This is a genomic window from Microbacterium sp. F01, from assembly GCF_056156365.1.
In genome coordinates this window covers 485,364-497,583 of sequence record NZ_CM149592.1, presented here as the reverse complement: position 1 = coordinate 497,583, position 12,220 = coordinate 485,364, and the positions used below count along the sequence as shown (strand labels likewise).

Below are 12,220 nucleotides of genomic sequence, written 5' to 3'. Positions count from 1 at the left end.
GGCCGGGGTGTTCCCGTCTGCACTCACAGCGCGACGTGGAACTTCGGCCCGGGACCTGCGCCCTCCGGCCGCTCGCCGGCGAGGATCGCGGGCAGCTCGTCCAGCGCCACGGTCGCGGCGATGAGCGGCCGCGGGTCCACCACGCCGGCGGCGTACGCATCGATCGTGCCGGCGAGGCCCGGTGACGCGCTGAGCACGCCGACGGCCGTCACGTCCTTCAGCGCCAGGTCGCGGGTGTCGATGAGGCTGGGCGTTCCGGCCAGGCCGATGTACACGACCCGCCCGCCCGGCTCGACCAGCTCGAGCGCCTTCGCGGGAAGCTGCGGGGCGTTGGATGCCTCGATCACGGCGTCCCACGCCAGCTGCGGCATCCGCTCCTGGGTCCAGATGTGGTCGAAGCCGAGCGACCGCGTGAACGCGAGGGCGCGGTCGTCGCGTGCGAGGAGGTGCACCTCGGCGCCGGCGGCACGGGCGAACATGGCGCTCAGCAGACCGATCGTTCCGGGACCGAGCACCAGGCAGCGATCGCCGGGATGCAGCGCCGCGCCCTGGACAGCCCGGAAGGCGTTGCCGCCGGGCTCGACCATCGCTCCCCTCGCGTCGTCGACGCGGTCGGGCAGCCGGTGCAGCGACGAGGCCGGCGTCGCGACCTTCTCGGCGAGCGCGCCGGCCTTCCCGCCGCGGATGCCGAGTTCGAGCCGGTTCTCGCACACGTGCTGCCGGCCGTGCTCGCAGCGACGGCACGCCCCGCAGCCGAGCATGGTGTCGCCCGTGACCCGTGTCCCGATCCAGGCGGGATCGACGCCGGCGCCGACGTCCGTGATGGTGCCCATCCACTCGTGGCCGATACGCATCGGGTACGAGGCGTGGCCGGCGTGGAGGTAGGCCATCTCGCCGGTGAAGAACTCGACGTCGGTGCCGCAGATGCCCGCGCGGTGCACGTCGACGATGACCTCGCCCGCCGCAGGCTCGGGCTCGGGTACGTCCTGGATCTCGGCGCGATGCGGCGCCGTGATCACGAGCGCCCTCATCGCCGGGTCCACCCGCGCCGGAGCGCAGGTTCAGTGGGACTCACGGGTCACCTCCGAGCCCGAAGCGCCGACCAGGAAGTCGAGGTCGGCGCCCCGGTCGGCCTGCAGCACGTGGTCGACGTAGAGGCGCTCCCACCCCCGCCGTGGATTCGCGTAGCCGTCGACGGTGGCCTGGTTCGGCATCCGACTCGCCAGTTCCTCCGCCGGCACGTCGAGGTCGAGGCGACGGGCGCGCACATCGAGTTCGATCCAGTCGCCCGTCTGCACGAGCGCGAGCGGGCCGCCCGCGGCGGCCTCGGGGGTGACGTGCAGCACGACGGTGCCGTAGGCGGTGCCCGACATGCGGCCGTCGCAGATGCGGACGATGTCACGGATGCCGCGTGCCAGGAGCTTGGTCGGCAGCGGCATGTTCGACACCTCGGGCATACCCGGGTAGCCCTTCGGTCCGCAGCCGCGCAGCACCATCACGGAGTTCTCGTCGACGTCGAGTTCGGGGTCGTCGACGCGGGCATGGAAGTCCTCGATCGAGTCGAACACCACCGCACGGCCCCGGTGCTTGAGCAGGTGCGGCGATGCGGCGGCGGGTTTGATGATCGCGCCGCCCGGGGCGAGCGAGCCGCGCAGCACCGAGATGCCGGCGTGCGGCTGCAGCGGGTTGTCGCGCGGCGTGATGACGTCGGCGTCCCAGATCTGCGCGTCGTCGAGGTATTCGACGAACGGGCGACCGGTGATGGTGAGCGCGGACGGGTCGAGCAGGTCGCGCACCTCGCGCATCACGGCGAGGAACCCGCCGGCGCGGAACAGGTCGTCCATCAGGTATCGCCCGGCGGGCTGCAGGTTGACCAGCAGCGGCACCTCCGCGCCGATGCGGTCGAAGTCGTCGATCGTGAGGTCGATGCCCAGCCGTCCGGCGATCGCGAGCAGGTGCACGACCGCATTGGTGGACCCGCCGATCGCGGCGAGCGCGACGATCGCGTTGTGGAAGTTCGCCTTCGTGAGGAACGTCGACGGGCGGCGATCCTCCGCGACCAACCCCACCGCGAGCGCGCCGGTCAGGTGCGCGGCCTCGAGGAGCCGCGCGTCGGGGGCGGGTGTGCCGGCGAGACCGGGGACCACCGTGCCCAGCGCCTCGGCGACCAGCGCCATCGTCGACGCGGTGCCCATCGTGTTGCAGTGGCCCTTGGAGCGGATCATGGACGACTCGGACTTCAGGAACATCGCCTCCGAGAGCGTCCCCGCGCGCACCTCCTCGCTCAGCCGCCACACATCGGTGCCACAGCCGAGAGCCTCGTTGCGGAAGTGGCCGGTGAGCATCGGTCCGCCGGGAACCACCACGGCGGGAAGATCGACGGATGCCGCGGCCATGAGCAGCGACGGGATCGTCTTGTCGCAGCCGCCCAGCAGCACCACCCCGTCGATCGGGTTGGCGCGCAGCATCTCCTCGGTCGCCATCGCCGCCATGTTGCGCCACAGCATCGCCGTCGGGCGGACGTTGGTCTCACCGAGCGATACGACAGGCAGCTCCAGCGGGATGCCGCCCGCCTCGTAGATGCCGTTCTTCACCGACTGCGCGACCTCGCTCAGGTGCGCATTGCACGGCGTGAGGTCCGACGCGGTGTTCGCGATCGCGATCTGCGGCCGCCCCGTGAACGTCGAATCCGGCACACCCCGCCGCATCCACGCCCGGTGGATGTACGCGTTCCGGTCGTCGCCCGAATACCAATGCGAGCTGCGCAGCGTCACCGTCGACCCTCATCCTCGCCCGCGGCAAGAGCAGGCGCTTCCGCCATCCTGCCCGAAACCTCCGCCAACAGGTCAACCGGGCTTCCACACGAGATCTGCACGGGAACCGGTCCTACCGAAGCCCGGTTGACCTGTTGAAGCGCGGGCGGCCCGGGAGGCGACCACGAACACGGATGCCTCGGCCCGATGCCGAAGCGCCGGGCCGAGGCATCCGTCTCCGGACTACTTCGAAACTGTCACCTTGAGCGGTGCGCTCACCGTGGTGCCGGCGGCGTTCGTGAACTCCACCGTGTAGGTGTACGTCCCCTTGGCCTTGCCCGACACCGGCAGGGTCGCGCGCTGCGCGCCGGGCGTCGCCGCCTTCAGGTCGCCCGCGCCGACCTCGACGCCGTTCTCGAGGAACCGGTACGAGGTGGCGTTGGTTCCCCACCACAGGTCGGCCGTGACGGTGTACGACGCCGCACCGTTCTTGACGTCGGTCGACAGGACGGGCTTGCCGGGCGCAGCATCCGTCACCTTCACGGTGAGCGGCTGCGTCGCGGTGGTGCCCTTCGAGTTGACCAGCTCACCGGTGAACACGTAGGTGCCGTTGGTGAGGCCCGTGATGTCGACGACCGCGGTCTGCGCACCGGGCGTCATCATCGTGAGCGGCACCTTGGCGACGAGCTCGCCGTCGCGGTAGAGCTTGAACAGCGAGCCGTTCTCGCCCCACCACAGGTTCATCGTCAGCTGGAACGTGCCGTCCTTGAGGCCGGTGTCCCACCCGTCGTTCGACGAGAGCACGCCCTTGGCGGGAGCCGTCTTCGCTCCGTCGTTCGACGCGACCTCCGGGAGGGTGACGGACGCCGTCGCCGCCGACCGCTCGCCCTCGCCGAGTGCGTTCACGCCCGCGACCTCGTACGCGTGGGTCGTGCCGAGCTCGAGCGCCCGGACGGTGCAGCTGGTGCTGCTCGTCTCGCACACCGGGTCGGTGCCGCCGGCCTCGTACACGCGGTAGCCCGTGAATCCCGGACCAGTGAGGGCCGCGGCATCCCACTCGACCGTGATCGATGTGTCGCCCGCGAGCGCCGCCGTCACGTTCTGCGGCGCGCCGGGGAGCGTCTCATCGGCCACGGCGAGCCACGAGATGACGGGCTTCTCGGCGCCGGCGCCCTCGTTGGTGACGAGGTAGTCGACGGTGGCCGGAGCGGTCAGCGTGAACGTCAGCGGCGCGGCGACCGGCCCGCTCGATCCAGACAGCGGGACGGTGCCCTTGGCGAGCTCGGTGCCGCCGACCGACACCGTCTGGTACATCGCGCGGTTCAGACCCCACCATTCGGTGAACCCGCCCGTCAGGGTGTACGTCCCCGCGTCGAGGGGCAGACGGTACACGAGCTTCGTCGTGTCCTGGTACAGACCCGTCGAGTACTTGTCGTTGATGTCGGTGGTGCCCTTCGTCTTCATGCCGTCGGCGACGTAGCCCCACTGATCTGGAGATGTCGAGACCTCGTCGACGGTGGAGTTCCGCAGGCTCACCGATCCGGCGACGGCGGCGTACTGCGGCGAAGCTGCTCCGCTCGTGCCCGAGTCGATGTAGTACACCAGCGCCGGCGGGACGATCTCGTAGCCCGCGACGACGGCCTGGTCGGTGTCGACGAGGCGACCCGTGAGGGTGAGCTTGCCGTACACCGTGCGCGGCTGCTCGGCGGACGCGGCATCCCATTCCACGGCCTTCTCGGCGCCGGCGACCGTCACCGTCTCGGGAAGCTCCTCCTCGACGGTCAGCGCACCCTGCACGCCGAGTTCGCGCGGCAGGCTCTGCACGTAGACGAGCGCGAGGCGGGCGTTGTACCCGCTCGTGCCCTGGGTCCCGAACTCGACGTCGACCACGGCATCCGCGTCGAGCGTGAGCGTCTGGGCGACCGGCGTGGCCGATCCCGTCGACGTCGCGGTCTTCGTGGTCTCGGTGCCGGCAGCCTTCACCTTCGCGTAGACGTTGGTCGTGAGCCCCGCACGCGGCGCCTGGACGGCGACGACGTTGTACGAGCCCGCGGACAGCGTCAGGTGGTACGTGACCGGCTTGTTGTAGTCCGCGCCCACGTACGACGAGCCCCAGTCGCCCGGCGATCCGGCCGCGATCGTGGTCGCCGTGGTCGAGTAGCCCCACGTCTCACCGGCGGTCGTGCCGTCCCACTTCTGGTCGCTGGTGTCGTTCAGCAGATCAGGGACGGATGCTGCGACACCGGCGTACGCCGATCCGGCCGGCGCACCGGCGGCGCCCGAGTCGATGAAGTACGCGAGGTCGGCGGGCACGACGAGCACCGAGGCGCTGAACCGCTGGTACAGGCCCGACGACAGCTTCTCGGTCGAGCGGCCGCTCGCCAGGAACGTGCCGAGCTCGGCGACGGTCTTCGCGCTCGTCGTCGACGCGAGGCTCCATGTGACCTTCGCCTCGGTACCGGCGAGGTCGAGCTTCGCGGGCAGCGTGCGGTCGGCCGACGTGATGGTCACGACACCCAGTTCGAGCACGTCGGGGCTGACGTCCTTCGGCACGAGGCCGTCCGCGGCCGCCGTCAAGCGAGCCGCGAGCGCCGCCGCGCCCTCGGTGTCGAGACCGTAGGCCGCCGGGTCGTCGAGCGCCGCGGTCGCGTTCGCCTTCACGGCCGCGAACACCGCCCACGTCTCGGCGCTGTACTCGCCCTCATCGAGGGCCCTCACTGCGTCGGCCGCCGCGGCGAGCGCGGTGGTGTCGGCCTTCGCCGCGTCGGCCGTCGCGGTGACCACGCCCACGGCGTCGACGTTGATCGAAGCATCGTTCGCGGTCTTGATGACCACCGTGTGCGGGCCGTTCTCGAGGCCCCGGAGGATGAACGTGGTGCGCTCGCTGCCCGCGGCGAACGTCGGCGCCGCGGCCTCGACCTGCACGCCGTCGACGACCACGTCGAGGGTCGTGGTGCCGGCGTTGGTGCCGATGATGTCGAGGCCCGTGCCCGTGAAGGAGTACGTCATCGACGCGCCCTTCGCCGTGCTCTTCGAGGCGGTGCGCTGCCACTCGAACATGCCCTGGCCGTTGGCGTGGCTCCAGTTCTTGTCGAACTGCAGCACCGGCACCGAGCGGTCCGCCCAGCTCGTCTGGTGCATCCCATCGATCATGGCGGCGTAGTACGGCGTGAACCCGGGCACCGTCTCGACCTTGAGGTTGTCGAACTGCACGAAGGTGAAGCTCGAACCCAGCTGGATGCGACCGGTCGCCTGGGGCGCAGCATCCGTGTACGACGCGATCTCCACGCCGTTCACGTAAGCCGTGTACACCGATCCAGCCACCTTCACCGCGATGTTGTTCCACACGCCCGCGCCCGTCTTGAAGGCCACGGCGGCGTTGCCCGCCACGGTGCCCGTCGAGAGGGTCGCGCCGAACCGCATGAACGTCCACGCGCCCGTCGGGTCGATCTTGAGCTCCGCCGCCGAGACGCTCTGGCCGTTGGCCGTGCCTCCCTGCTCGCGCGCGCCGATCGTCGCGTACTGGGATCCGGATGCCTCGAACAGCACGTCGGACGAGACCGTGTAGTTCGCCCAGCGGGCGTCGCCGATCGTCGTCTTCGGGTCGCCGCCGTTCCACGCGCCGCCGGCCATACCCGGACCGACCTGCTGGCGGAGCACACGGTCGTGGGAGGCATCCGCCGTCGCGACAGACTCGAACGCGCCGTTCGTGTCGTTCGTGTACCGGGGCGTGGCGCCGTTGTCCTCGTTCTGCACCGCCGGTGTGCCCGCGGGCTTCGCCTGGTTGCCGCGGCTGTCGAGGAACGAGACCGTCCCGTCCGAGAGCTCACCGCTCTCGGGGTTGTAGTCCTTGATGTTCCCCTGCTCGGCGTAGTCGAAGTCGTCGGCGTACAGGAACGCGTCGTCGGTCACGCCGTTGACGTTGCCGCTCGCGTCGGTGTCGAGCACATCACGGCCGCCGTCGTCATCGGTGTACTCCTTCGACGTCGGCAGCGCGCTGCCAAAGCCGTCCTTGGCGGCGAGCGCCCCGCCCGCGCCAGCGGTGGCATGGTCGAGCGTCGTGAAGGTGGCGGCCGACCACGGCTTGACCGTGACGGTGTACGTGCCGTCGGCGGCGGGCGTGACCTCGCCGACCGGCTTCAGGTAGTTCGCGTCGTAGGCCTGCCCGGCGTCGGCCGCACGGGTCTCCCACACCTCGCCCGTCTGGTCGGCGCCGAGCTTCAGGTCCGTGGCGACGATGCGGTAGGTCTTGGTGAACTTCGAGTCGTTGATGATGACGGTCGAGAAGTCCGACGCGTCGGGCGCCGCGAGCGTCGTGTACGACGCCCCACCCGCACGCGCGCCGCTCGGCGGGTTGCCCGTGCCGAGCTCGCTGCCCGATGCCTTCGGGATCGCGCGCCAGATGCCGGCGGTGTTGTCGGTGTTCTCCCACCCGAGCTTCGCGAACTGGGTGAAGTGCTCGATGACGGCGAGGCCGCCGTCGTAGTACATCCAGCCCGACCACGGGTCGCGGGCGTTCACGAGCTCCTTCGACGAGTACTGGAACCCGTCGTAGAACGAGCCGATCGCCGGCTGGAAGATGTTCATGGTGCGCCGCGACGCGGTGAAGCCGGTCGTGACCCAGTTGCCCATCTCGAGCGCGCTGTTGGTGCCGCCGAACTGCGTTCCGAAGCCACCCTGCTCGTCGCTCGCGTTGTTGTTCGGGCGGTCGGCCGAGCTCGAGAAGGTCGACTGGCCCTCGGAGTTCCAGACCTCCTTGTCGAGCTGCTCGGCGATCTTCTTCATGTTGCCGGCGCTGTCGTCGGCGCTCGAGTAGTGGAAGCCGACCACGTCGACCGCGTCACGCAGCGACGGGTCGGTGGCCGAGGTCATCGCGTTGCCGAACGAGACGGGCGGCGTACCCACGGTGTCGGCCGCGATGGTCTGTATGGAGCGGTAGAGGCTCTTCTCCTCCTCCGACGCGAAGCCGCTGTTCGGGTCGGCTGCGGTCGCACCCTCGTAGCCCTTGTCGTCGGCGCGCAGCCAGCCCGAGAAGGTCTTGTAGAGCTGGATGTTCGGGTTGCTGGTCTCGTTGGTGTCGGGGTTGATCGAGTCGACCATGACCCCGAACTCGCGGTAGGCGGCGAGCACGGTGTTCTTGAACCAGATGTACTGGTCGGCGTCATTCGCGACCCACGCCGGGCGATTCCAGCGCAGAAGGCTCACGTGCACGTCGCCGTGGGCGACGAGCTGCGCGTCGGCGGCGAGCTGGAAGCCGGGCTCGCGCAGGACGTTCGGGTACTCGTCACGGGTGCGCATCGTCGACGCGTTCGGGCCCGTCGAGGTGTTGCGGTCGTTGCCCATCTCGATCTTGACGGTGTTCATGATGGGGTGGTCCCCGCCGAACAGCGTCTCGATGAGCTCCCAGTACGCGTCGGGGTGCTGTGCCTTGTAGTCGAGCAGGAGGGCACTCGTGGAGTTCGCCGACAGCACGCCGAAGCCCTTGAACGTGAGCCCGTTCCTGTTCTGCGCCGCCGCCGCGATGTCGGCGCCGGTGACGTTCACGGTGACGGGGTCCGCCCCCGCCGCCTGCGCCATGGCCGGCACCGCGAGCGGTGCCGCGACCACGGCAGCGGTCACCACCGCCGCCAGCGTCGTGCGCACCCGTCGTGGTCTCCGTCCGTCCTTCGGACGAGGCATCCATCCCTGCGACATCGCAGTCTCCGTTCCCTGGGGCTTCTCGCGTGCGCTCGCAGACCCGGGACGGCCACGACGCACGATAGGGGCACGACCGCGTGCCCGCACGAGATCCTCTCGTGAGGGAGGCGGACACGGGAACCTAAACGAACAGATTCGTTCAGTCTTGAACCCACTCGAACACACTTGTACGCTGAGGCGATCATGGAGCAGCCCACCGACCCGCCGGCTTTCGGCCTCTCGCGCCGCGAGCACATCCTCGACGAGCTGCGACGCTCAGGTTCGGTGCGGGTGGCCGACCTCGCCCGAGAGCTCGGCGTCTCGGAGCTCACCATCCGGCGCGACATCGCACAGCTCGCCGATCGGGGCCTCGTCACCCGCGTGCACGGCGGCGCGACGCTGCGCAGTCGCCTCGACACGACAGTTCCCGCGTCGTCGGGCGCGCCCATCCGGTTCCGCGTCGGGATGGTGGTCCCGTCCCTCAGCTACTACTGGCCTCACATCATGATCGGGGCGCGGGCGGCCGCGACCGAGCTCGGCGTGCAGTTGATCCTCCGCGGCGCGACCTACTCGGTCGACGACCAGCGCCGGCAGATCGCGTCACTCGTCGAGTCGGGGAGCCTGCACGGACTCATCGTGGCCCCCGAGACGCTCGGCGCCGACGGGCGCGCGCTGCTGCACTGGCTCGAGGCGCTGCCGATCCCCGTGGTGCTCGCCGAGCGTCGCGTGCCGTCGGCGCTCGCGCTCACGAGCCTCGAGTGGGTCACGACCGACCACGTCTTCGGGGGCTCGCTCGCCGCCGACCACCTCGCCTCCCTCGGCCACCGCCGCGTCGGCATCCTCACCTCGGCCGGTTCACCCACGTCATGGCAGCTGCGCCGTGGGTGGGACCGTGCCGTCGAAGGCCTCGGCCTCGAGTGCCTCGTCGACATCGATGCCACCCTCGACGCGCTGGACGGGGTCGCCCGCGAGGCCCTCATCGCCGACGTGCTCGAGCGGTGCCGCGAGACGCGCACCACCGCGCTCCTCATCCACAACGACCCGCAGGCGGTACTGCTGCAGCAGCACGCGCGCGACCACGGCTGGTCGATCCCCGAAGACCTCGCGATCGTCGCCTACGACGACGAGGTCGCCGAGAGCGCGGAGCCCGCCATCACGGCGCTGCGCCCGCCCAAGCAGCAGGTCGGCCGTCTCGCGGTCGAGACGATGGTCGCCCGCCTCAGCGAGGGCGCGCGGCGCCCGGTGCAGCGCGTGTACCTTCTGCCCGAGCTGCTGCCGCGCGCCTCCACGGTCGCGGCCGTGCACTGACCCGCCCCACTTCGACAGGTCAACCGGGGCTCTGCAGGCCCCCTGCACTCGGTTCGGTCCTGCGGAGGCGCGGTTGACCTGTCGAAACGCGTGATCGGGGTGCGGCAACGCAGGCGAATTTGCACGAAAACAACTTGAGTGCAAAACTGCATGATGTGACAGATAGTGCAGACGGACTGCGCGAGCGCCGGCGCGCCGAGACGACGCGCACCCTGATCCGCGCCGCCCGGCACTTCACCGCCGAACGCGGCCTGGCGGGCTTCACCGTCGAAGAGCTGTGCAGCGAGGCCGCGGTGTCGCGGCGCACGTTCTTCAACTACTTCGCTTCGAAGGACGACGCCGTCCTCGGCATCCCTCTGGAGCGATCGGATGCTGCCGCCATCGCCCGCTTCCTCGCCGACGGGTCCGACGACCCGGGCATCTCGCCCACCCTGCTCACCGATCTCGCGCTCCTCGCCGAGGAGCGCTGGCGCGCCCTCGACATCGCCCCCGACACCGTGCAGGACCTGTTCCGCGCGGTCGAGAAGGAGCCGCGGCTCCTGGCTCGCATGCTCGAGCTCGGAGCCGAGGGCGAGAAGTTTGATGCTCGTCTCATCGAGCAGCGGGAGAACCTCCTGGCGGGCGACCTCCGCGCACAGGTGGCCGCGCAGATCGTCGGCGCCCTCGTCCGCTCGGCCGCGGCCGAGTTCCTGCAGCTCGGCAACGACGACTCCTTCCTCCAGATCTTCGAGCGACGCATCGGCGCGGCGCGCGACCTCTTCGCCACGCAGACCGCCTTGATGGGAACCCCTGAATGACCACCGCCACCGTCCCCACCGCCAAGCCCGGCGGCGAGGCGCCGTTCCTGCTCACGCAGCGGCGCATCTGGATCATCTTCTCCGCGCTGATCGCGGGCATGCTCCTGTCGAGCCTCGACCAGACCATCGTCTCCACCGCGATGCCGACGATCGTCGGCGAGCTCGGCGGTGTCTCGCACCAGGTGTGGATCACGACGGCGTACATCCTCGCCACCACGATCGTCATGCCGATCTACGGCAAGTTCGGCGACGTGCTCGGCCGGCGGCGTCTCTTCATGGTGGCGATCGCGATCTTCACCCTCGCATCGATCGGATGCGCGTTCGCCACCGACTTCTGGATGTTCGTCGTGTTCCGCGCCATCCAGGGCCTCGGCGGCGGCGGGCTCATGATCCTGTCGCAGGCGATCATCGCCGACATCGTGCCGGCCGACCAGCGCGGCAAGTACCTCGGCCCGATCGGCGGCGTCTTCGGCCTCGCCGCGGTCGCCGGTCCCCTCCTCGGCGGCTTCTTCGTCGACCACCTCACCTGGCAGTGGGCGTTCTACATCAACATCCCCGTCGGCATCGCCGCGTTCTTCGTCGCCGTGTTCGCGCTGAAGCTGCCGAACAAGAAGGCCGAGAAGCCCATCGACTGGCTCGGCGTGCTGTTCCTCTCGGCAGCCACGACGTGCCTCATCTTCTTCACCGACTTCGGAGGCTCGGCCGACCAGGGCTGGGACTCCGGCGCGACCTGGGCGTGGGGTGCGGGCCTCGTCGCCTCCGCGGGGCTGTTCATCTTCACCGAGTCGCGGGCGGCCGACCCGATCATGCCGCTGTCGATGTTCCGCAACCCGATCTTCATCAATGCGACCGCCATCGGCATGGCGATCGGCATCGGCATGTTCGCGGCTCTCGGCTTCGTGCCGACCTTCCTCCAGATGTCGTCGGGCACGTCGGCCGCAGCATCCGGTCTCCTGATGCTCCCGATGATGGTCGGCGTCATGGGCATGTCGATCGCGTCGGGCCTGCTCATCACCAAGACCGGCAAGTACAAGCTGTTCCCGATCATCGGCACGCTCATCGTCGGTGTCGCGATGGTGCTGATGACGACGCTCACCGCGTCGACGCCGATCTGGCTGATCTGCACCTACCTGTTCCTGTTCGGGGTGGGTCTCGGCTGCATCATGCAGGTCGTCGTGCTCGTCGTGCAGAACGCGGTGCCCGCGGCCGATCTCGGCACCGCGACCTCGACGAACAACTACTTCCGCGAGGTCGGCGCAGCCCTCGGCACCGCGGTGTTCGGCACGCTCTTCACCACGCGCCTCACCGAGAACCTGACGAAGGTCTTCACGGATGCCGGCGCGAGCGCCGAGCAGGCGGGCGAGGCGACGTCGAGCATCGACCCGTCGGTGCTGAACTCGCTGCCCGACACGGTCAAGACCGGCGTCGTCGACGCCTATGCAGACGCGCTCGCGCCCGTGTTCTGGTACCTCGTGCCGTTCATCGCCATCGCCTTCGTGCTCGCCCTCTTCCTCAAGCAGATCCCGCTGTCGGACGTCGCCGGGCTCGTCGCCCGCGGCGAGGCCATCGGCGGCGAGGAGGCCGAGCGCCTCGAGGCGGAGCGCCTGAAGGCCGAGCAGCACAGCGCCGCTCCCACCGGACGCGCGCGCCGGCGCACCCGCGAGAAGGACCGCGCCGCGCGATAGT

6 protein-coding genes are annotated in these 12,220 nt (G+C 69.9%); 3 read left to right on the top strand and 3 right to left on the bottom strand.

All coding sequences use genetic code 11. The annotated features are described in order from the left end of the window. Nucleotides 1–23 precede the first annotated feature (23 nt). From ACVN90_RS02175 to ACVN90_RS02165, 3 genes are all read right to left on the bottom strand, one after another. Nucleotides 24–1,031 (bottom strand): zinc-dependent alcohol dehydrogenase, encoded by a 1,008-nt coding sequence (locus ACVN90_RS02175; RefSeq protein WP_475100551.1) that lies wholly within the window; start codon nt 1,029–1,031, stop codon nt 24–26. Between the two features lie 30 nt (nt 1,032–1,061). Next, nucleotides 1,062–2,774 (bottom strand): IlvD/Edd family dehydratase, encoded by a 1,713-nt coding sequence (locus tag ACVN90_RS02170; RefSeq protein ID WP_475100550.1) that lies wholly within the window; start codon nt 2,772–2,774, stop codon nt 1,062–1,064. A 222-nt stretch (nt 2,775–2,996) separates the two neighbouring features. After that, entirely contained in the window at nt 2,997–8,396 is a 5,400-nt protein-coding gene (locus tag ACVN90_RS02165) for a chitinase N-terminal domain-containing protein (RefSeq protein WP_475100548.1), read from the bottom strand. A 237-nt stretch (nt 8,397–8,633) separates the two neighbouring features. On the opposite strand from ACVN90_RS02165, the gene ACVN90_RS02160 reads away from it, so the two are divergent. From ACVN90_RS02160 to ACVN90_RS02150, 3 genes are all read left to right on the top strand, one after another. Then, nucleotides 8,634–9,737, top strand: coding sequence for a substrate-binding domain-containing protein (locus ACVN90_RS02160; protein ID WP_475100547.1), 1,104 nt, complete (start codon nt 8,634–8,636; stop codon nt 9,735–9,737). 155 nt (nt 9,738–9,892) lie between these two features. Continuing rightward, nucleotides 9,893–10,534: a TetR/AcrR family transcriptional regulator gene (locus ACVN90_RS02155; protein WP_475100545.1), complete on the top strand. Its 642-nt coding sequence runs from the start codon at nt 9,893–9,895 to the stop codon at nt 10,532–10,534. Continuing rightward, nucleotides 10,531–12,219 carry an MDR family MFS transporter gene (locus ACVN90_RS02150; RefSeq protein WP_475100544.1) on the top strand — a complete coding sequence of 563 codons (1,689 nt, stop codon included), beginning with the start codon at nt 10,531–10,533 and terminating at the stop codon, nt 12,217–12,219. Before ACVN90_RS02155 ends, ACVN90_RS02150 begins: the two co-directional genes overlap by 4 nt. The last annotated feature ends 1 nt before the right edge of the window (nt 12,220 follow it).

What these genes read in the sequence shown, in the direction of transcription:
- ACVN90_RS02175 (WP_475100551.1), bottom strand. Translation starts at nt 1,031, where the DNA reads ATGAGGGCGCTCGTGATCACGGCGCCGCATCGCGCCGAGATCCAGGAC.
- ACVN90_RS02160 (WP_475100547.1), top strand. Translation starts at nt 8,634, where the DNA reads ATGGAGCAGCCCACCGACCCGCCGGCTTTCGGCCTCTCGCGCCGCGAG.
- ACVN90_RS02150 (WP_475100544.1), top strand. Translation starts at nt 10,531, where the DNA reads ATGACCACCGCCACCGTCCCCACCGCCAAGCCCGGCGGCGAGGCGCCG.